The sequence below is a fragment of the Dyadobacter beijingensis DSM 21582 genome, assembly GCF_000382205.1.
In the GTDB taxonomy this organism is placed as follows: domain Bacteria; phylum Bacteroidota; class Bacteroidia; order Cytophagales; family Spirosomataceae; genus Dyadobacter; species Dyadobacter beijingensis.
Window position 1 is genome coordinate 190,013 of record NZ_KB907786.1, and the last position, 21,375, is coordinate 211,387.

The following is a 21,375-nucleotide window of genomic DNA, read 5'->3' on the forward strand; positions in this document are numbered from 1 at the left end:
GGTTCAGTTGAGGGTTTTAAATGCCTCCCGGCTGCGTTTCCATTCGTTATACCATTGCGTGTAGATCGGATCGCTGTCGGGCTGCGTAATCTCCAGGGTTTGCGGAGAATGGTTGGGAATGCCCAATGCAGTATTGCAGATCGCCACCCCGCCCGAGACCGAGGCCTGGCGGTAGTTGGTGCGGATCATCACTTTTTTGCCCAACAAATTGGCGATAAACCGGCGCAGCAACCCGCTCTGCACGCCGCCGCCGCACATCCACACATAGTCCTGCTCGTGGCTTGTGAGTTCGCGGAGCACCCGGTAATTTTCGGCAATGCTGCACGCGATGTCCCACAACGTGGCCCACACAAAATGTGCCCTGGAAAGCTGGTGCGAAACGGGTGTGTTGAATATGAAGCCCCCACGGACCAGCGGCGACTTTTCATTCGCCAGCAGCGAGCCCAGGGCGCCCACACAATGCGTGTCGCGGATGGCCGCTACCTCGGTTTCGATGACGTCGTAAGTTTCATTCGGGTAAAATATCTCTTTCAAGCGCTGGTAGTTCAGGCCGGTGACGCCCGCGTTGGCTTCCAGCAGGAAACTGGTATGGTCGGTGTGGCGGTTCGTCCAGGTGCGTTCCTGCGCGTCGGTCACGTAATGACCGGCTATTTTAAGAATAGGCGTAGTCGTGCCCGAAACAATCACAATATCCTCCAAAGACGGTTCCAGGCTCATAATGGCCAGTTGGGTATCCGCTCCGCCGACGATCACATCCGCTCCGCCCGAAATACCCAGTTCCTGCGCGACTTCGGCCCGTACTTTACCCAGTACCAGGCCCGAATGCACGAGCGGCGGAAGCCATGCAGTGCTTATTTGATAGGTATCACAAAGCTTCCGCGACCATTCGCTTTTCGCCACGTCATACAGCAATGTTTCCGACGCCTGAGAATGCTCGTAGCCCACGATGCCGCTGAACATGAACTGGGCCCAGTCGCTGATGCTCGTGAAAGTGGCCGTTTGCTCCCACAGATCGGCACGGCGCTCGCGCAGGCCTGCGAGTTTAAGGGCTGAAAAGAGCGAGGTAGGGTAGCGGCCCGTGAGCTGGTAAATCTCGTGTTTATCGAATGGGCCATGCTCCCATTCTCGCCCGCGGTGGTCGATATTGGGCATGCCAATGAGCGAATGACCATTTTTGTCTATCGTAACAATACCTTCGCGCTGGCTGGTGGCCGTGATGGCGGCGATGCGGACCGGGCCGGCCTGCGCCAACGCGCTTTTTGCCAATGTCTTCACCTGCTCCCAAAGCGCATTCGGGTCGAAAAAGATGGATTCGGGGTAATGTTCATCCTTCTCGTAGCGCATATCGCCGCTCGCTACGCCGAGGATCGCGCCGGCGGTGTCGGCAATGGCGACGCGCACGTTGCCTGTACCGATATCCGTCACGAGATAAGCCTGTTTCAATGTCATCGGAATGGGTTAATGGTTTTTGACAGACAATACCTCCCGGTTCACCAGCTGGCGGATTTGGCGGTTGCCTGCGATGTAAAAGTCATGCAGGGCCTTGTTCATAATGTCGGCGTGGTGATCTTCCACCTCGAAAGTCGCCCCGGCGATGTGCGGCGTAGCGAGGACATTCGGGTGGTGGATCAGGCGGTAGTCCAATTCATCGGGCGGTTCGTGGTCGAACACGTCGAGGATGGCACCGCGGATCGCGTTGTTTTCGATGGCCGAGAGCAATGCCTCCCGCTTCACCACCACGGCACGGGCGGTGTTCACGAATATGGCGTTCTTTTTCATCAAGCCGATCAATGCTTCGCCGATCATGCCCTCGGTGTCGGCATTGACGGGTAAATGGATCGAAACGACGTCGCTAAGCCGGAAAACGTCTTCCAGGCCCACCTTTTGATAAGCCGGATCGTCTGATGTATAGAATGGATCGTAATACAGGATTTCGGCCGGAAAATGCTTTACGAGGTTTGCGATAGTCTGCCCCACCGCTCCAAAACCGACCATTCCGATCGTTTTTCCTGCAATTTCATTTCCCTTAAACTGCAAATACGACGTGTGTGCCCCGGCTTCCCATCGTCCGCCTTCGAGCCAGGCAATGCCTGCGAGCGTGTTGCGCAGCAATGTAATGAGGTTGGCAATGAACATTTCGGCCACGGCCTGGGCATTCCGCGCCGGCGTGTTGAAAACCGGGATGCCCTGGGCCGTGGCTGCGGCTACGGCTACATTGGAAGGCGTTCCACGGCAAACGCCGATGAATTGCAGACCGGGAAATGCCGCGATTACCGCCGCCGTGACGTGGTCGTGCTCGGTAATCAGGGCTTCGGCCTGCGTTTCGTTCAGCAATGCGATGAGCTCGCCCTCGTTGTAGGCGCGCTCCTGTAATTTCCATGGCTTGTAGATGATCTCTCCGAAATGTTGTGTCAGAAACTGCTGCGCCTTGTTGTGGTACGGGGCGGTGATGAGTATTTTCATAGGGTTGGTATTGCAGTAGTTTGTGGTTTGGGTAAGCTGATGAACCGCGCCAGAACGGCGCTGATGAAATAGAGTATCGCCAATGTCCACGCTACGCCCTCGCTGCCGATTGAGCCGATAAACAATCCGACAATGGCGGGGCCAATGAATACCGGTAACCCTGCGCCTAGGTTGAGAATGGCCATGGCGGCACCTTTTTCTTCCTTAACCAGCGAAGGTACTAATGCAGAAAGCGGCACATAGCCGGCCAGTAAGGCGCCCCAGAGAATGCCGGGAAGGAGGATGAGCCAGAAATTGCCGTCGAAAAGGGCGGGTGAATAGTAAAAAAGCAATGTGCTCACGCCGCAGCCGACCCCGCCGAACCACATAATGGTGTTCTGCCAGCCCAGGCGGTCGCCTACGAAACCGAATATGAGGTTGAAAATGATATTGCTCGTGAAAATAGTGCCCCAGATCCAGAGCCACTCCTGCGTGGAAAGCCCGTGCGCGGCCATGTACGTAGGCAGGAACACGGGAAATGCAAACTGCGCCGTGGTATTGATAATGCGTACAATGCCGCCGATCAGCACCTTCGGTTCTTCCCGGATGATGGTGAAACCTTTGAGCAATTCTTTCGCCTTACCCGCGGCCTCGCCCGTGGAATGAAAGCGGTCTTTGTTTAATACCAGCGCGAAAAATGCCCCGACGGACACCCAGAATATCGAGCTCCACAGCGTGTTCTGATAACCCAGCCGCTCGATGGCCCAGCTGGAATAGTAGGCGCCGAAGACATTGAGCCCGCCGGTAAATACAAACCAAAACCAGCCTACGGCACGTCCCAGCGCGTTTTCGGGCGTCCGGTAGGTGATCCACACAAGGAACGAATAGGCGAATAACGGGTATCCGAAGCCGCGGATCGCATAGGTGAGGAGCATCACGGGGAAATTCAGCGATTCCATGCCTGATCCCACAAACCCGATTGTGCCGATGACGTACAGCAGAATGCCCAGCAGCATGGCCCGGCGCGGACCGTATCCCTCGGCAAGGACACCCGAAAACCAGGAGGAAATGGCAATGGTGATGCCGTAAACCGTAAACAGCGAGGCGGATTGCTGGATGGTCATGCCGCGTTCGAGGAGATAGGGGCTCAGCCAGCCTTGTTCCACGCCGTCGCCCATCATGAAGATCAGAATGCCCAGGTAACCCCAGGCCAGGTGCCCCGGCAGCCCGACGCGGTCGAATGGTGTTGTTGGTGTCTTTTGCATGGGGTTCAGGAATGTAGATCAGCGACTGGCACTGCTACCGATAGCTTTTTGGGATAATTGGAATAAAAAGCATGAAAATAGTTAGTCGAAATACCCTGCAAACAAAACGAAATTAAATTATTTAAACAAAATTAAAGATTATTAAAGTATTTGAAACTTTGCGTTCTAATTTTAACAATATGATAATATCCTGCCGAGGGTGTCAGATGGGCGGGTTTGCGTCCTTTATTTTGTATTATTTGTATTTCAAAAATAAATATGTCGGCAATGGTGGCGCTGTTTTTGACGCGGAACTTCCGCGTTCGGGAAACTATGTTTATACTTGCTTTCAAAGCATATCGAAATGACAATCACGGAAAGGCATCAATTCATTTTGCAGGAGCTGAAAAGGGCTGGTACGGTAAGCATCGTGCAGCTTTCGGAGCAAATGCAGGTATCGGGTGTGACCATCCGGAAGGATTTGAAACTCCTCGAAGACAAAAATCTCCTGTTCAGGACACACGGCGGCGGTTCGCTGAATAACCCTTACGCCGTGGAGCGGCCCATTAATGAGAAGGAATTCATCAATTCGGACGAGAAGCAGCGGATCGCCCGCGAAGCGTTGAGCCTGATCCGCCAAACCGATTCTATCATGATCGGGTCGGGTACCACCGTGTTCGAGCTCGCGCGCTGCCTGCATCCGGCCAGGCAGATTACCGTCATTACGCCGGCCGTGAAGGTCGCGCTCGAACTGAGCAACCGACCGAATGTGGAAGTGCTGCAACTTGGCGGTCTCATCCGCCAGAATTCGTCGTCGGTGGCGGGATCTTATGCCGAATACATCCTCGAACACATTTCCTGCGGTGTGCTGTTTATCGGCGTGGATGGTATCGATTTCGATTTCGGTCTGTCGATCAGCAACCTAACCGAGGCTGGATTGAACCAGAAAATGATCGGTACCGCGCAAATTGTGGTGGTTCTTGCCGACCACACGAAGTTCGGTAAGCGGGGGATCGGCAAAATTTGCGACCTCGACCAGGTCCACTACATCGTGACCGATGCCGGGGTGCCTGACGAGGCCGTGAAGTCCCTGGAAGACCGTGGCGTGAAAGTGCTGGTTGCAGGGAAGTAAGGGTTTAGGATGTGAATCTGCTGGTATTAATCCATTTTATCGGCTAGTTCATAGCTGATTTTCAATTGCTTACGGGTAGAGGCGGTGAGTTCGCGTTTGGCCAGTGCGTGACATTCGTAAGTAGCGTCGGCGAACATCATTTGCTGTGGTGGCGTTTTCTGGGTGGCGGCGGACGGCCCGCGCAATGCACCCACGATGCCCATTTCACGTGCCACATATACGTAACGCACCGCGTCGATCACCACGCCGGCCGAGTTGGGCGAGTCCTGCACCGAAAGCTGGGCATCCAATGTTACCGGCGAACCCATGAAGCCTTCCAGTTCGAGGCGGAAGTTGGCCACCTTGTTATCGCCATAAAATGCAATGTATTCCGACGGTCCCGCGTGCAGGAAGCTGTCGGCCGTAGAAATGCCACGAATCTCGTTTTGCGCCCGGATTACATTTTCCTTGGATATCTTCTTGGATTTCAGGCGGTTTTTGTCTTCCATATTGAGGAAGTCGGTATTGCCGCCGACATTACGCTGAATGTGGGCCTTCACGTGATGGCCGCGTTCGAAGGCGAGTTCCTGCAACATTTGGGAAAGAATGCTGGCGCCAAACTGGCTGCGCATGTCGTCGCCGATGATGGGAATGCCTGCGTCGATGAATTTTTGTTCCCATTCCGGGTCGGAGGCAATGAATACCGGAATGCAGTTCACAAGCGAAATACCCAATTCCAGGCAAATCTCTGCATAAAATTCCGTGGCTAACTGAGAACCCACCGGTAAATAATTGATTAATACCTCTGCCTCATGCTCGCGCAGGTGCGTGATGATTTCCTGTCGGATGGTATCGGCCAGGGAACGGTCGTACCCAGCCGCATTGGCGAGCAGGTCGGTTGTGTGTAATTCTTCTTTTATGACAAACCGGTTGTCGGCCGGATAGGCAAGCATCTGGGGCGACACGCCGTCGATCACCGGCGAGCGGTACACGGGCGCTTCAGAGGCAATGTCCGTATAGAGCTCGATTGCGCAGTTCGGTTTGGTGAAAATCGCTTCTTTCAAAGGCAAGCCGATCTTCCGCTCATCGATATCGAATGCGCAGACAAATTCAATATGCTCCGCACGGTAACCGCCGATCTCGTCGGCCATTAGTCCCGACGTTTTTTTAGAAAACTTCGTGTAATATTCTACGCCTTGCACCAATGAACTTGCGCAGTTTCCCACGCCCACAATCGCCACCTTTATCTTTTGACCAGTATTTGACATTTCTAATATTCCGAGTTTATGATGAAAAATATTTTTAAAATATTTTATTAAATATGAAATGGTTGAATTTGAGTCAAAATAAAGGTTTAAAATTGGTTAATGCAACTTTAAAATCGCATTTATGCAAACGTTTGCATAAATGCGCGTTTGTGTGATTTTGCAAATAGTTTGAATGCCGTTGCGGCACCTCCGCGGCAGTAGCGTTCAAAAAGGAAAAGCCTTACAAATACTTCTGCATATAGCCGATAAACAGCTTCCAGTCCTCCGGCAGCACCGTGTGACCACCCTCATGCATGTAGTACCCGAGGTGGTTCATGAGCAGAGATTTGTCGCCCGCGGCAGGAATGGCCGCATTGGGCGCGGGAGCTGTTTCGCCAAAAAGCCGGTAAACAGGCGACGCCGCAACGGCGGAGAGGAATTCACCTTTCGGGTCGGACCAGTAATCGGTACTTCGGGCTTGCAAGAGCAGCGGCCGGGGCGCCATTAGAGCCACGAGCATATGCGCATCGATGGGCATCGCATCCACCTTGTCGGCCCAGCCGTGGTAATTGGGCGCAAACTGGTACAGGTACCGTGACGGGTCCGAAATGTGCCGGATCGCTTCGCCGTAGTTGCGCCGGGCTAGCGCCGCGCCGCCCTCGCCGGAAATGCTCGCAATCACCATTTTGAAGCGCGGGTCGTGAATGCCGGCCCAAAGAACGGTTTTCCCAAGCCGGGAAGCGCCTACCGAACGGCGTGGGCTTATCCGCTTTGACCTTTTTACCCTCGCGGTTCCAGATCTCCCCGACGCGCAGCCCGGGATCGTCGATGATCTGGTTATAGGCGGCGAAAGAAATGTTGAGCAGCAGCGGCACGGGCTTCGTGGCGGCGGTCGGCGTGTAAATGAGCAGGTTCATTTTATGGTCCGACGTATCCTTTTGAAATACACCGTCACCTGCTTGCGGACCGCCCTGCCATTGAATGCCAGCGTACCCTTATCGAATACGTTGAAAGTCATCTCGTTCGGTCGTCCCGGCATTTTTCCGAACTGGTTTTCTTCTACCAGACGCAGCAATTCCGGCCGCCGCTTTTCGGTCCATTGCTTAGCCGTTGTGATCGCCTTACCGTCGCTCGTTTTCAAAAGCTCCGGCAAAGTGTAGTTCCCGACGGAATCCTCGGAGTAATTCACGGGAAAGCCGGCCACGATCGTCGGGCGGTTGGCGGCTTGTTGCTGAGCGGGTTGCTGATTGGTTTGCTGCCGGGCGGCCGGTTGCTGCGCGAATGCGCCCGCGGAAGCGAAGATGCCCGAGGCGAGTAAACGATTTATTTTCATGGGATTAGGACGAGTTTTGTATTAAAGTGCAAAGCGTCCTAATAAGTCGGGCAGCGGCGGGAATACTGGCTTTGTTTTTAGAATGTCGGGGTTCGTGACCTCACCGGGCAGGAAACCAAAAACGGTCAGAGCAAAACCCCAACCGTAATGAAATTCTCAACGTTTATTGCGTGTAACCGCGATATGGTGGCAATGTATGTCGGCGGGAAGTGGCAGGCAAGGGGATTGGGAAATAATGGCCGCAATGTACAAGGCTGCTTAGGTAAACGGGTTCTGGGTAGGGTACAAAAAAAGCCAGGCATCAAGCCTGGCTTTTTTACAAATAGATTGGGTCGATGTTATTTCTTTGTATCAGCGTAAAGATCAGCTATCTTGATAAGTGATTCTGAATAATTGTAAATGTCGTCAATTGTCCTGATCTCAAATTTGGTCTCTTTTTTGTCTACGTCAAATACACCGATGTAGCGTTTTGTAGGGCTGTTTAAATACAGCCGGCAAATAGGCTTTCGATTGTTATCGTCAATGAAAATAGCAAAATAGGAAAGTGCATCGCGATGTGTAATACGTGATGCAGGTATCTTAGTTCTCAGAATCGAGCGAACCACATAGAAGCTTTCAAGTTCCTCGTCAGTAGTCACGATTTCCTTATCCTGGTTACTGGCGGTGCTGTTTGCTACGGTCATTGTTCCAGGCGCAGGTTCTTCTTGGATTGGTGCGTCATGTTTAGCGATGGCGGATTTAAGTCTCTCGTTGATCGTATCGTTGATAATATTAGTTATTGTCCTTTTTACCAATGTTCTAAAAGCATCAACAACCTTCGAAGTCATTACAGACGGATATACCTGTCTTGCAAAGTACTTTACAAATTCATCATTCGGCTCGTTAAATTCCTGCGTAATCAGATGGCGGATCTCGTTTATGTATTTGAGTTCGCTAGCTGACTGATAAATGCTGTCGACGTCGAAATATGCTTTATGGAATTCTTTAAGTTGCTCTATTTGACCGTCTTTGATCTCTTCAATATTAAATTCGAGAAAAGGTTTTTCGTCCATTTTATTGGGTTCTACCAAATCGGTGTAGAAACGAAAAACTGTTCCGTTAGTTAAGATGGAAAATTTGGCCTTCGAGACGTGAAAATATCTCAGAAGTTGGCCATCATGAACGTCAAGTTTTTGTTTCCAATGCTTGCATTCAACAAGGATTATTGGCGAGCCATCTCGGAAAATTGCATAATCAATCTTTTCCCCTTTTTTAATACCAATGTCGCAGATGAATTCTGGGACGACTTCCAGGGGATTGAATACATCATAACCCAGAATTTGAAGAAAAGGCATTATAAATGCATTTTTTGTGGCCTCTTCTGTGTGGATATTGTCTCTAAGTTTGCTAACACGTTCACTGAACTGCTTAATTTGATCCTTAAAGTCCATTTTTGTAAATCATTTATTATTGTAGAGAATGGTTTAATTAATATTACTTCAAGGGGTAATTTAAATAGTTCTACTGATATGGAAGTAATTGGATATGATTTATAGCGATTTTGCTGCGGAGATTTCATTCTTCTTAGTGTGCAGAGACCCTGTGGCTCGAAACAACGGAGGAAATCAATGACAGGTAAGCCATTTCCCCGCCAGGGGAAACTGCGTCGATTTATGCAAAAAAAAGCCAGGCATCAAGCCTGGCTTCTGTGACCGCGACGGGAATCGAACCCATATCTAGAGTTTAGGAAACTCCTATTCTATCCGTTGAACTACGCAGTCTATTTTCGATCGTGCCTTTTCATGTGGCTGCGACGGGAATCGAACCGCAGAACATCGGGAAAAATGGCATTTTCGGGGTGCAAAACTCAGAAAAATTCGTTTGAATTACAAATGATTATTCCTCTGTTTGCACCGGGGTGTAGCCGAGATCGAGCCAGTTCGGGTAAATGGAGAAGTGTTTTTCCTTCACCAATGAGAACAGCATACGCTTCAATTCGTCGATGTTTTCCTTTTCCTGGGCGGAAATGAAGACCACGTGGTCCGCTTTTTCGGCAATGTAGCTGCGTTTCAACTGCTCGATCAGCTCTTTTGTCGAAAGCTCCGTCGTCGTGGTTTCGTCGGTATCTTCTTCGTTGTAGCCCGGTTTATAAAGGTCTATCTTATTGAAAACCAATATGGATGGCTTGTTGGCGGCGCCGATCTCTTCGAGCGTTTTGTTCACCACATCCAGGTGCTCCTCGAACGATGCGTGCGAAATGTCGACCACGTGCATCAGAATGTCCGCTTCGCGCACCTCGTCCAGCGTCGATTTGAAGGACTCGATCAGCGTCGTGGGCAACTTGCGGATAAAACCGACCGTGTCCGTCAGCAGGAACGGGATGTTTTCCATATTCACCTTCCGCACGGTTGAATCAACGGTCGCGAAGAGTTTGTTTTCGGCGAAAACGTCGGCCTTCGAAAGATTGCGCATCAGGGTCGATTTCCCGACGTTGGTGTAGCCGACAATGGCCACGCGCACCAGGCGGTCGCGTTCCTTCCGGCGCGTTACGCTCTGTTTATCCACCTTTTCCAGCTTCTCTTTCAGGAACGCAATGCGGTCCTTCACGATCCGGCGGTCGGTTTCGAGCTCGGTTTCACCCGGTCCACGCATCCCTACGCCCGCACCCGACTGGCGGCTAAGGTGCGTCCACAGGCGGGTCAGTCGCGGATACATATATTGGTACTGAGCGAGTTCTACCTGCAATTTCGCCTGGGCCGTCTGGGCGCGCATCGCGAAAATGGCGAGAATGAGCAAGCTGCGGTCGATGACTTTGATGTCCTTAAAAACAGCTTCGAGGTTACGCACCTGCGAGGGCGTGAGGTCGTCGTCGTAAATGATCATGTCCACCGGGTTGGCGGTAACGTAGATCAGGATTTCTTCGAGTTTCCCTTTTCCGGTGTAAGTCCGGATATCGGTACGTTCGAGGTTTTGGGTAAATGTCTGAACCGTTTCCACGCCCAGCGTCGTCGCCAGAAACGCCAGTTCGTCGAGGTATTCCTTCGTTTTTTCGGCGTTTTGTTTTTGGGTACTTACAGCCACCAGTACGGCGGTTTCCTTTTTGGCGGCTGTGGAATATAATTTCTTCTTATCGATCATGCACTGGTGTTTTTATGGCTTGTCCCGGCTCAAAAATCCTGCAAAAGCATACCCGCATGCCGGAAAAGGGGCAGAGTTGCAACGGTTTGTCAACCGCAAAAGTTCACGGCAGGAATTTGTGAAATTACATTTACCATTTAACAAATCCATTTTTTTATTTGATTCTTCGAAAAAGTCTTTTGTATCTTTGCCGAAATTCTTAAAGCCTATGTTGGTGCTCATCTTCGGCTAATACTTAGCCATCTCTCATTCTCTGCCTATTCACAGGCAATCTTTTTACGGCCCTCGCTGGCTGTGCAATTTCGTATTTATTCATTATTGCAAATTTTTACTATCCATGAAAAAGTGGTTTCAACTGCTTCGTCAGGCTATTCGTGGCTCCGAAGAAAGTTTTACCGAAGGCAGCATCAACCGTGCAATTTTTCTTTTATCCGTTCCCATGATCCTAGAAATGGTCATGGAGTCGCTTTTTGCGGTCGTTGATATTTTCTTTGTTTCCAAAGTAAGCACCGAGGCCGTCGCGACGGTGGGCCTTACCGAATCCGTGATTACGCTTGTCTATTCCCTGGCCATTGGTTTGAGCACAGCGGCTACGGCCACCATTGCCCGCCGGACCGGGGAGGGAAATTTGGACAAGGCGCGGCATGCTGTGGGGCAGGTCATTTTCATTTCGCTGGCTATTTCGTCGGTCACGGCCGTGCTGGGTTTCTGGCTCGCGAGCGACATCCTCAGGGCTATGGGCGCCGATGCCAAAGTGATCGAAACGGGTACCGATTTTGCCCGTATCCAGTTCCTGAGCAGTCCCGTGGTGGTGCTGCTGTACTCGCTGAGCGGCGCATTGCGCGGTGCGGGCGCAGCGGCAACGGCCATGCGTTCGCTGATGATCGCCAATGGGTTCAATATGCTCCTGGGACCGATGCTGATATTCGGAGTCGGGCCTTTTCCTGAACTGGGTGTAACCGGCGCCGCATTGGCGACGGCCACCGGGCGGTCGATTGGCGTTGGTTATCAATTGTTTTCGCTGGCAAAAGGCAGCCGGGCATTAGGCCTTCACTGGACCGATCTCCGTCCTGATTTTGAAACGATCGCGGCCATTGTCAAGGTTGCTACCGGCGGTACCGTGCAGTTCCTGATCGGCTCGGCGAGCTGGATTTTCCTGACGCGCATCCTGTCCGAATTCGGCAGCGACGTCGTGGCCGGGTACACTATCGCTATCCGGGTGATCATGTTCACATTGCTTCCGGCGTGGGGCCTGGCGAATGCGGCAGCTACATTGGTAGGGCAAAATCTGGGTGCCGAAAAGCCCGACCGGGCGGAAGCTTCGGTATGGAAATGCGCCCGGTTCAACCTCATATTCCTGCTGGGACTGTCGGTGTTCATGTTCATCGGCGCCGGGGACATTATCAGCCTGTTCAGCGGGCAGCAGGACGTTGTCGAAACGGGCAAGCTGGCTCTGCGTGTGCTGTGCCTGGGGTACGGGTTCTATGCATACGGCATGGTGGTGATCCAGTCGCTGAATGGCGCGGGCGATACCAAAACGCCGATGGTGCTGAACCTGATCGGGTTCTGGGGAGTCCAGATTCCCGTTGCGTATGTACTGGCCGTTATCCTCGGGTTAGGGCCGGTCGGGGTGTTTGCAGCGGTACCCATCGCGGAGTCCGTACTGGCCATCATGGGCATATGGCGGTTCCGTCTCGGGGGATGGAAGGTCATAAAAGTCTAACTATGCCGGGATTTATTCGGGGAAGTCATGTTTTGATCGCATTGTTCCGGCACTGTCTGATTGCGGTACGCTATTGTGTTAAGGTGGCGCGCAGATAAGGGGCGGGAGTGGCCAGGTATTGTCAGGGATGGTCAGGAACTGTCAGAAATTTTTAAGGGTTGTCCATGTTAATGGTGTAATTTCATTTTCTTAACAAACCTGACTACACCTGACCATCCTTCACAAGAAACGCAAACACCATATGAAAATAGAACAGATATATACCGGATGCCTCGCGCAGGGCGCTTATTTCATTGTTTCAAACGGAGAAGCCGCCGTGATCGACCCGCTGCGGGAGGTAGCGCCTTACATTCAGAAAGCGGAGAAGGTCGGGGCGAAAATCCGGTATGTGTTCGAGACGCATTTTCATGCGGATTTTGTTTCCGGCCACATCGACCTGGCTGAAAAAACCGGCGCCGACATCGTGTACGGTCCGGGAGCGAAAACCGGTTTCAAAGCGCACATTGCCGAAGACGGCGAAGTGTTCCGGCTCGGAGAGGTCACCATTCGTGCATTGCACACGCCCGGTCACACATTGGAGTCTACCAGTTATTTGTTGTCCGACGAATCGGGCAAGCCGGTGGCATTGTTCAGCGGCGACACATTATTTATTGGCGACGTGGGGCGTCCCGACCTGGCGCAGAAGGGCGATCTTACCATGGACGACCTCGCCGGCATCCTCTACGACAGCCTTCGCGCGAAGATCATGCCGCTTCCCGACGACGTGATCGTGTACCCGGCGCACGGGGCCGGTTCGGCTTGCGGCAAGAACATGAGCAAAGAAACTTCCGACACGCTGGGCAACCAGAAACGCTTTAATTATGCATTGCGGGCCGACATGACGAAAGAGGAATTTATCAGCGAAGTGACGGCAGGCCTTGCCGAGCCGCCGCAATATTTTCCCGAGAATGTCAAAATGAACCGCGACGGCTACGAAAGCATCGACGATGTGCTCGAACGCGGCCATCAGGCATTGTCGCCGGAGGCATTCGAGGCCAAAGCCAACAATACCGGCGCGTTGATCCTCGATACCCGCAGTCCGGGCGATTTTGCCAAAGGTTTTATCCCCAACTCCATCAATATCGGTATCGACGGCAGCTTCGCCCCCTGGGTAGGCGCCTTGATCCCCGATTTGAAGCAGCAACTGCTGATCGTAACCGATCCCGGCAAGGAGGAAGAGGTCGTCACGCGCCTCGCGCGGGTAGGATACGATTACACGATCGGCTACCTGAATGGCGGTTTTGAAAGCTGGAAAGCGGCCGGCAAGGAAACCGACACCGTCGAATCCGTGAGCGCGCAGGAATTTGCCGGTCGGTATGAGGCGGGCAATGTAGAAGTAATCGATGTCCGAAAACCCGATGAATTCGCTTCCGGCCACATTGCAGGCGCCCGAAACCTGCCGTTGGATTACATCAACGACCTCATGCCCGAATTTCCAAAGGACCGCAAGCTGCACATCCATTGCGCCGGCGGTTACCGTTCCATGGTCGCCGCCTCGATCCTCAAATCCCGCGGCGTCGAGGACGTGGTCAATATCGACGGAGGTTACGGCGCGGTCACTAAAACCCACGTCCCCGTTTTAGCCGAGGCGTGATTATTTGGCTGATTATTTGTAGTTTAGGGAAAAACAATCAGTGATACATATGAGAGCCTGATCGGTCAGGTTTCATTTTGATCAACGATAATATATAAAACCTATATATTAAGATGAATATCATAGAAATACTCAAACACCCCTGGCCGTGGTATGTTGCCGGGCCGCTTATCGGCCTCACGGTGCCGGTTTTGTTGTTGATGGGGAATAAATCTTTCGGGATTTCTTCTTCGTTGCGGCATATCTGTGCGGCGGTGATACCGGCGGGGTTGCCGTTTTTTAAGTACAACTGGCGGAAGGAGGCCTGGAACCTGTTTTTTGTGGCAGGGATCGCGATTGGCGGGTTCGTGGGGAATTTTGCATTAGGTAACCCCGAGGCGGTCGTCGTTTCGGACGATACGCGGCAGACGCTGGCCGCATTGGGCGTTACCGATTTTTCGGGACTGATGCCGGCCAATATTTTTGCATTGAGTAATGTGCTGTCGCTGAAAGGATTGATATTTTTTGTGTTAGGGGGATTTCTCGTTGGCTTCGGGACACGTTATGCGGGCGGGTGCACGTCGGGGCATGCGATCATGGGGCTGTCGAACCTGCAATGGCCATCGCTGGTGGCGACGGTGAGTTTTATGGCCGGCGGATTTGCGTGCACGCATTTGCTGCTGCCGTTTTTGTTGGAACTGGTGAAATAGCCGTTCGGCCCATTACACGTTAATTGGAAGGAAATCATGGAAAATAGCTTTCAAAATACAGCATTGGCACAGGATGACGACGATGCCATCAAAATAGACGGCTGCGACGGTGCTAACAGGCAAAAAGCGACCGAAGGTTTTACCGGAAACCTGAAATACCTGCTCGTCGGCATCATTTTCGGTATTGTTTTCGTGAAGGCGGAAATCGTGTCGTGGTTCCGGATACAGGAAATGTTCCGGCTCGATTCGTTTCATATGTATGGCGTGATCGGCTCGGCGGTGGCCGTCGGGCTGCTTTCGATTTGGCTTATCAAGAAGTTCAATATCAAAACGTTATCCGGTGAGCAGGTAAGCATTGCCGATAAGGTTTTCGATAAGGGGCAGATTTACGGCGGCGTGCTGTTCGGCATCGGCTGGGCCATTACCGGGGCTTGTCCGGGGCCGCTGTTTGCCCAAATAGGAGCTGGCTACCTGGCCGTGGCCGTTACCTTGCTGAGCGCCATCGCGGGCACCTGGGTGTACGGCCTCGTCCGCGCCAGGCTCCCGCATTGATCATTGCTTGCGCGCCACGAGGTACAATTGCTCGTCGCCCAGCTGGAAAGGGTCGGCTTCGAGGTTGCTGAATGTGCCTACCACGAGCAATCCGGCCTGTTCAAACATGTACGTAAGTTCGCCTAATGTGTAAATGTGCTGGCGGACGTGATGGGTTACCTTTTCGGAGCCGGAAATGAAGGTTTGCTCCGCTTCGATGTAGCCGCCTTCCGCGCGGTATTCGTTTTCGGCGAGGTAAATAATATCGTCCTGCACGGGCATCCAGTTGCGCGCCTGGAAGTTGGGCAGAATGCTTTCGGCCAGGTTTTCCGTGTGAATGGCCGCGTGCGCGCCGGGTTTCAATGCCGATGCGATCTGGCTGATAAACTGCTGCATTTCCGTCCTCGGGAAGAAGCTGAAACTGTTTCCGAAGCAATATGCGGCATCGAACTGTCCCGCCGGTAACGCATAGTTCAGCACATCGGCACAGACCACTTCGATCGGCAATTGTCCGCGGCCGGCGGTAGTTTGCAATTCTTCACAATATTCCTGCGAAATGTCGATGCAGGTCAGCGCAGTCCCGTCGGTCGCGAGGGGAACTGCGTGCCGGCCATAGCCTGCCAGTACGTCTAAAACCTTGCTATCCGGCGTTATTTCAAGCACATCGCGCAGGAAATCGACTTCGTAATCTGTATATTCTTCGTCCTGGTTTAGTTTCCAGGCGCGTTGCGGAAGTCCTTTGAAATAGGTATGGTACCAGGCCACGGCGGTGATTTTTGGTTTGAATAGAAACCCAAAACTACTAAAAACCGCTCTTACATGCGCATGAGCCCGGGTGTGATGCGGAGGTAGACCTGTCCTGAAAGCGGTGTTTTTCCATACACATTGTCCAGCAGGCGGTCGGGTTTGTACAGGCTGAGCTGCGCGCCCGCCTGTAACAGCGTGTTGCTGAAAGTCGCTATCTGGCGGTTCAGCCCGAGGGAAAACATGGATATCGGCAGCCTCTCCCAATCCGGATCGTAGTCGTAGAGCGTCACGCCCAGCTCCCGGTAACTCTTCTGAACCCATTCGTACCGCCCGTAGACGGCCCATTTGTCCAATTGCACATTCGTTTCAGCCAGCACCGAGTTTTCCTTGTGGTGTTCTCCGGCGTCGTTCAGGCCCCATACGAACGTCGACGATATCCAGCGGTTTTTTCCACCCAGATTCCCCGAATGCTGCACAGAAGCCGTCGTGCGGTTCACATCTTCATCCGGTTCGCGTGGTTCGGGGCTGTTGATAAAACCCCTTGAAACCTGTAATGCCCAGTTGGCCGACGGATTGAAAAGCAGCCGGTAACTGTACGAATCGAAGCGCGGCTTGTCGAAATCGAAGCGGTTTTCGTCCGGCTCACGACCGGTGAACGAGGAGCCTTCCAGCTTGAATTTACCATAACGGACACCCGCCGTCACCACCCCGAAAGTAATGTGGGTCGCATCCTGCCAATGGTGGCCCAGCACGGCATCGGGGTTGTTAAAGGCCGACATCCGGTGCATGAATGCAGTTGGCCCCAGGGCGGGCTCGCCGGGGTAGCCCGCGTAAATAGTCAGGTCGAGCTTGTCGTTCATGCGCTGGGTATAGCCGATCGAAAGTTCGGAGATCAGATCGTGCGGATGCTGCCGGTTGACCAGCGGCTGGCCCTTCCAGCTTTCGCCCGATTGAAAAAGCAGCGGATAACCCGATCCGCCATCGACAATGCGGTCGAGCGAAATCATCGCCCGGAGATTCAGCAGGCCATTTTTGCCGACCTGCCGTTGCGCCATACCCATGAACCAGTTGGGCACGCTCACCTTCGAATCGGAACCTTTTTTGCCGTCGTTATTGAAATTTTGGGCCGTATACCGGAGGAATATGCTTCCGTGCAGCATGTAGTTCCATTTGTCGCCGTGCTTCATGTAGGCGTACATAGGCGTGGCGTCTGGCTGCCAGCCGGTACCCGAGCCGTTACGGGTCATGGGAAGACTCAACGAAAAGCTGTGGGTCATGTGCGCGGGCTTATCATGGCCCATTTGCCCATGATCCATGCTTTTCATCTCGTGCATTGCATGGCTGACAGTGTCTTTTGCAGCCTCCTGGTGGTGTTCGTGCTGCGCAAATGCGGGGAGAATGACGGCCGCCATTCCGACGGCCGTCATGAAAATAAGTTTGCTGAGAATCATGATGAAGTGATTTGGTAACTAATGCGCCGCGGCGGTTTTGCGGCAGCAGCTGGGCAGTTTATCGTGCGCCTTCTGGTTGGCAGGCAGCTCGTCGGCATCGTAGCCGGTCTTGTTGATCGTCGCTTTGATGGCGTCCGGGGTGGTTTTGTCCGGGTTATATTTCACGGTGATCACCTTATTGGAAAGGTCGAGATTGGATTCTTTCACCCCTTTCGAAAGGCCAAGATTGCGTTCGATGCGCGCTTTGCACATTTCGCAAATGGCGGAGGTTTTGATCTTAACCTCTTTGCTGCCATCGGCTACGGCGATATTAAGGCCCAGGAACAGGGCGGTAAACAGGCTTAAAATGGTCGTTTTCATAATATTATCTGTTTAAAAATCAATGTTGATGGCCTGCCGAATCGGTTTCGGCCAGGGCTACTTCCTGCAATTCCATTTTGCAAACGGGGCATTTGCCGGCTTCGGCGTAGGTTTTTTCGCCTTCGCACTGCATTGGACAGGCGTATTTTTTCTCGCTCACCGCGTGTGTTTCGGTGGTAGTAGTTTCCTTTTCGGATTTGTTGCCCGTACACGCGGCCGAAAGAAACAACAGGGAAGCAATAATGACTTTGTTCATACAGTTGAATTTTGATAAGTTCTTGATAATGTTTTTTTTATATGAAAATAATGGCTGATTCTACTGGCCAACCTGATCGAGCGCGGTCCGCTGCAATGCGCCTTTCTTGAACTCGCCGGGCGTCATGCCGGTCACTTTTTTGAACTGGTTGCTCAGATGCGCCGTGCTGCTGTACGAAAGCCGCCAGGCTATTTCACTTAATGTCAATTCATTATAGGAGAGCCATTCCTTCACTTTCTCCACTTTTTGAGCGATGATGTATTGCTCGATCGTCTGCCCGGTTTCGGAGGAAAACAGGTTGCTGAGGTATGAATACTCGTAACCGATTTTTTCCGACAAATAATCCGAAAAATTCATTTGCGCAGGCTTGTTGCCTTTCAGATTCTGCACTTCGTCGATCACCAGCGTTTTGACATGCTCTACCAGCGCAAGCCGGCGGTCGTCCAGCAGTTCGAATCCATTCGCTTCCAGCACCGTTTTGACTTCCTTCAATTTATCGGCATTCACTTCCGCCACTGTTTCCACCTCACCCAGCTCCACGAAGGTCAGGTCGATGCCCAGCCCGTTCAGTTCTTCGCGCACCACCCGCTTGCAGCGGTCACACACCATATTTTTGATATATAATTTCATAATTCAAATGTCTAGCTCTTCCCTTTGTCCCTCCTCCCATTCCTCCTTTTTTCCCTTTTACCGGATAATCTTATAACGCATTCCTGCATAAATCATTCGCCCTACCACCGGCCCCCAGGCCATTCCTGCGTCGAAATGCTGACCGAATGGCTCGTTTGCCCCCATGATCGGATCTTTCTGCCGGAAGTTGGCGAGGTTTTCACCGCCCAGGTAAATATCCCATTTCGGGAATGTGCGGGTAACCTGTGCATTAAAATTGTAGAATGCAGGCGCATTGGTCGACGTGAGGTTATCGGGCACGTGGTGGTCGGGGATGTGGCCCATGTAGGGCAGCCGCCGTTTGCCGTTCCATTGCACGGTGGCGTCGAACTTCCATTTATCGTACGGTAATGCATAGCCCGCATTGAAAAGTACCCTGTCGCGGCTTACCATCATCCGGGGCAGCAGCACATTTTCGTCGTACACATTGCGGATCGTCTGCTTCACGTCGAAGAGCCGGTAGGCCAGTTTCAGTTCAAAACGTTTCACGGGCGTGAGGTTTGCTTCGGCCTGGAAGCTGTTGGCGTAGGCTTTGCCTTCCAGGTTGTAGAAGCGGATGTAGCGCGGGTCCTCCATGTCGGCCACCAGCTGGTTTTGAAATTCGGTACGGTAAAAGTCCGCGATAAAATTACCACTCATTTCCCCGATTTTGAACTCCTGGGTCACGCTGGCGCCGTAGTTCCACGAGACTTCCGGCCGGATGGCTTCGCGGAACACCACATTGCGCGAGCTCACGAGGTTGCCGTAGTATTCGGCCAGCGGATTTGCCACCCTGAACCCACGGCCTGCCGAGGCACGCAGCGTCGTTTCGTCCGTGAGGTTATATTTCAAATGCAGGCGCGGGGTCCATTGCGTGCCGTAGAGATTGTGAAAATCGACGCGTCCGCCGGCCACCATCGTGAATTTGTCGAGGTGGTTGTAGGTGTATTCAAAGAATGCGCCGGGCACCGATTCGTTGCGTTTCAGGCGGATGTCTTTGTATTGCTCGTCGTAATTATCGAGCATATAGCTGATCCCGGCTTTGTAGGAATGGTTCGTATTGCCGATGATCGATTGATAGATCAGGTTTCCGTACAGCGTTTTTTGCGTACCATCATAATTGATCAGCCCGAAATACGACTTCGAATCGTGCAACGAGGCATTCAGGATCAGCCCCAGTCCTTTGTAAGGCTGTTCGGGGAACAGCCGGGCGATTTTGGAGAAAAACTCGTAACGGTTCACCTTCGCGCCGAAGCCGTATGCCTGCGTGGTGCCTTTCATTTCGCGTTCGAAATCCTTTTGTCCGCCGAGGCGGTCCTCATACAATGCCTTCACGCCAAACTGGGCCATCATCTTGTTGCTTTGGTATTTCCAGCGGTTAATGGCATTGTATTGCGTGTAAAGCGGGAGGTCGAGGAAGCCGTCGCCGTTTTTGTCGATGCGGTTGCGCAGCGTGCTCCCGTGTGTGAGCAGGCCGGTACTCCATTTGTCGTTCAGCTTGTGCGCGAGGTTCAGGTTCACTTCCGCGCGGCCGAAATTGTTGACATAGGTATTCAGGTAAAGCTTTTCATCCGTATCCGGCTTTTGCAATTCCACGTTGATCTGCCCCGTCATCGACTCGTATCCATTCACAACCGAGCCGGCACCTTTCCCGACGTCGATCGACTGGACCCATGTGCCGGGTACGAAATTGAGCCCGAAAGTGGAAGCGAGGCCGCGGATGGAAGGGATATTTTCGACGTTGGTTTGAATGTAGGTGCCGTTCAAACCGAGCATTTGGATTTGCTTGGAGCCGGTCACCGCATCGCTGTACGAAACGGACACGGAAGCATTGGTTTCGAAGCTCTCCGACAGGTTGCAGCAGGCGGCTTTGGCTAATGCGCGGGTGGTGATGATTTCGGTTTGATGGGGCGAAAGGCGGTCGATGGACGTGTTTCCCGCGCGTACCGTCACCTCGTCGAGCGTCTGGTCGCTCTGCAAAACTACCTGCAACTCACTTTCCTGCCCGATTTTGATGGTATCGTTCCGAAAGCCGACGAAGCTCACGACGAGCCATGCCGACTGCGCCGATCTCGGAATGCTGAACCGGCCGTTTTCGTCGGTTGCGGTAGCCTGCGTAGTGCCCGCCCAATACACGTTAGCACCTGTAATGGGTTTCAGGTTCTTCGTTTGCGGCTCCTGTTCGTTGACCGATCCGGTTATACGTTGGGCGTAAATGCAGGAGGAAATGAGTAGCAGCAGTCCTCCCAAAAGGTATTTGTTCATGATTTCATGGATTCATTGGAATAAGAGATTGTTTGCCGAAATCGCCGCGTATGAAATGCGTGATTTTGCATTAAATGGCTGTTATTCAATGATTTCAGATCAGGAACGACTGGATAAATGCGAGCATAGTTCTCCCATGAAAGCGGGAGGAAAAGGATATGTCGGGCGAATCGGGCGAGGAAGGAAGGACCCATTCGGCGCGGATAAACTGGAAGCGGGTAGCGGTCCATATGACGCCCGTCGCCGTTGATTTCAGGAACTTGGCCAGCAAATGCGTGTTTGCAGAAGCAACATCGAGTTTTTCGAGTTTCTGGCTTTCCTTGCAGCAGGCAGTTTTTTTAATGGAAGAGCCTTTGGCCATTTTCATCGCCGCGCTTTTCGCACAGCAGGAGGCAACGACTTTCGGTTTGCAGGAATTGTCTTTGGCCTGGCCCACCAGCTGCATCGATTTGCTCGCCATCATTGCGCACTGGCGCTCTGTCAGCACGAATCCGGTGCTGCTCAGCAGGACCAGAAAGGCCATCAGGATGGTGATCGATCGATGCAATTGGTTTTTCATGTTGGGCAAAAATACTAAT

The 21,375-nt window shown here is 52.5% G+C and carries 20 protein-coding genes and 1 tRNA gene; 5 read left to right on the plus strand and 16 right to left on the minus strand.

Annotation, left to right across the window (positions count from 1 at the left end; all coding sequences use genetic code 11):
- Nucleotides 1–3: 3 nt before the first annotated feature.
- Genes H144_RS0100715 through H144_RS0100725 form a run of 3 tightly spaced genes read right to left on the minus strand, consistent with a single transcriptional unit; the run spans nt 4 to nt 3,707 of the window.
- Nucleotides 4–1,449, minus strand: coding sequence for an FGGY-family carbohydrate kinase (locus tag H144_RS0100715; RefSeq protein ID WP_019940103.1), 1,446 nt, complete (start codon nt 1,447–1,449; stop codon nt 4–6).
- A gap of 9 nt (nt 1,450–1,458) precedes the next feature.
- On the minus strand, nt 1,459–2,463 hold the full coding sequence (locus H144_RS0100720) for a 2-hydroxyacid dehydrogenase (protein WP_019940104.1): 1,005 nt from the start codon (nt 2,461–2,463) through the stop codon (nt 1,459–1,461).
- Nucleotides 2,460–3,707, minus strand: a complete 1,248-nt coding sequence (locus H144_RS0100725) for an MFS transporter (RefSeq protein WP_019940105.1) — start codon at nt 3,705–3,707, stop codon at nt 2,460–2,462. The genes H144_RS0100720 and H144_RS0100725 overlap by 4 nt, the downstream gene beginning before the upstream one ends.
- Nucleotides 3,708–4,050: 343 nt before the next feature.
- Between H144_RS0100725 and H144_RS0100735 the strand changes: the two genes are divergently transcribed.
- Nucleotides 4,051–4,818, plus strand: a complete 768-nt coding sequence (locus tag H144_RS0100735) for a DeoR/GlpR family DNA-binding transcription regulator (protein ID WP_019940107.1) — start codon at nt 4,051–4,053, stop codon at nt 4,816–4,818.
- Between the two features lie 26 nt (nt 4,819–4,844).
- Here the strand turns inward: H144_RS0100735 and H144_RS0100740 are convergent, their stop codons facing one another.
- From H144_RS0100740 to hflX, 6 genes are all read right to left on the minus strand, one after another.
- On the minus strand, nt 4,845–6,065 hold the full coding sequence (locus H144_RS0100740) for an inositol-3-phosphate synthase (protein ID WP_019940108.1): 1,221 nt from the start codon (nt 6,063–6,065) through the stop codon (nt 4,845–4,847).
- Between the two features lie 220 nt (nt 6,066–6,285).
- On the minus strand, nt 6,286–6,885 hold the full coding sequence (locus H144_RS33110) for a glucuronyl esterase domain-containing protein (protein WP_374754580.1): 600 nt from the start codon (nt 6,883–6,885) through the stop codon (nt 6,286–6,288).
- A gap of 72 nt (nt 6,886–6,957) precedes the next feature.
- Entirely contained in the window at nt 6,958–7,377 is a 420-nt protein-coding gene (locus H144_RS33115) for a hypothetical protein (protein WP_026350295.1), read from the minus strand.
- A gap of 338 nt (nt 7,378–7,715) precedes the next feature.
- On the minus strand, nt 7,716–8,807 hold the full coding sequence (locus tag H144_RS0100755; RefSeq protein WP_019940109.1) for a type I restriction endonuclease: 1,092 nt from the start codon (nt 8,805–8,807) through the stop codon (nt 7,716–7,718).
- A 258-nt stretch (nt 8,808–9,065) separates the two neighbouring features.
- A tRNA-Arg gene (locus H144_RS0100760) sits at nt 9,066–9,137 on the minus strand.
- Between the two features lie 115 nt (nt 9,138–9,252).
- A complete protein-coding gene (gene hflX, locus H144_RS0100770; RefSeq protein WP_019940110.1) occupies nt 9,253–10,494 on the minus strand; it encodes a GTPase HflX in 1,242 nt (413 codons plus the stop codon).
- 337 nt (nt 10,495–10,831) lie between these two features.
- On the opposite strand from hflX, the gene H144_RS0100780 reads away from it, so the two are divergent.
- The 4 genes from H144_RS0100780 (at nt 10,832) to H144_RS0100795 (ending at nt 15,091) form a co-directional block, all read left to right on the plus strand.
- Nucleotides 10,832–12,217 (plus strand): MATE family efflux transporter, encoded by a 1,386-nt coding sequence (locus H144_RS0100780; RefSeq protein WP_019940112.1) that lies wholly within the window; start codon nt 10,832–10,834, stop codon nt 12,215–12,217.
- Nucleotides 12,218–12,458: 241 nt separating this feature from the next.
- Nucleotides 12,459–13,850, plus strand: coding sequence for an MBL fold metallo-hydrolase (locus tag H144_RS0100785; protein WP_019940113.1), 1,392 nt, complete (start codon nt 12,459–12,461; stop codon nt 13,848–13,850).
- A 113-nt stretch (nt 13,851–13,963) separates the two neighbouring features.
- Nucleotides 13,964–14,539 carry a YeeE/YedE family protein gene (locus H144_RS0100790; protein WP_019940114.1) on the plus strand — a complete coding sequence of 192 codons (576 nt, stop codon included), beginning with the start codon at nt 13,964–13,966 and terminating at the stop codon, nt 14,537–14,539.
- 36 nt (nt 14,540–14,575) lie between these two features.
- Nucleotides 14,576–15,091, plus strand: coding sequence for a YeeE/YedE family protein (locus H144_RS0100795; protein WP_019940115.1), 516 nt, complete (start codon nt 14,576–14,578; stop codon nt 15,089–15,091).
- Here H144_RS0100795 and H144_RS0100800 read toward each other — a convergent pair whose 3' ends face one another.
- The 7 genes from H144_RS0100800 to H144_RS0100830 all read right to left on the minus strand — a co-directional run bounded on the left by H144_RS0100800 (nt 15,092) and on the right by H144_RS0100830 (nt 21,356).
- Nucleotides 15,092–15,835: a class I SAM-dependent methyltransferase gene (locus tag H144_RS0100800; protein ID WP_019940116.1), complete on the minus strand. Its 744-nt coding sequence runs from the start codon at nt 15,833–15,835 to the stop codon at nt 15,092–15,094. It abuts the gene before it with no gap.
- Nucleotides 15,836–15,885: 50 nt separating this feature from the next.
- On the minus strand, nt 15,886–17,268 hold the full coding sequence (locus H144_RS0100805; RefSeq protein WP_019940117.1) for a TonB-dependent receptor: 1,383 nt from the start codon (nt 17,266–17,268) through the stop codon (nt 15,886–15,888).
- 18 nt (nt 17,269–17,286) lie between these two features.
- Nucleotides 17,287–17,628 (minus strand): heavy-metal-associated domain-containing protein, encoded by a 342-nt coding sequence (locus H144_RS0100810; protein ID WP_019940118.1) that lies wholly within the window; start codon nt 17,626–17,628, stop codon nt 17,287–17,289.
- Between the two features lie 19 nt (nt 17,629–17,647).
- Nucleotides 17,648–17,884: a heavy metal-binding domain-containing protein gene (locus H144_RS0100815; protein ID WP_019940119.1), complete on the minus strand. Its 237-nt coding sequence runs from the start codon at nt 17,882–17,884 to the stop codon at nt 17,648–17,650.
- Nucleotides 17,885–17,944: 60 nt separating this feature from the next.
- On the minus strand, nt 17,945–18,514 hold the full coding sequence (locus H144_RS0100820) for a helix-turn-helix domain-containing protein (protein ID WP_019940120.1): 570 nt from the start codon (nt 18,512–18,514) through the stop codon (nt 17,945–17,947).
- A gap of 57 nt (nt 18,515–18,571) precedes the next feature.
- Nucleotides 18,572–20,797: a TonB-dependent receptor gene (locus H144_RS0100825; RefSeq protein ID WP_019940121.1), complete on the minus strand. Its 2,226-nt coding sequence runs from the start codon at nt 20,795–20,797 to the stop codon at nt 18,572–18,574.
- 94 nt (nt 20,798–20,891) lie between these two features.
- The gene (locus H144_RS0100830) at nt 20,892–21,356 is read right to left on the minus strand and encodes a hypothetical protein (protein ID WP_019940122.1); all 465 of its coding nucleotides are present in this window, start codon (nt 21,354–21,356) and stop codon (nt 20,892–20,894) included.
- Nucleotides 21,357–21,375: the final 19 nt, after the last annotated feature.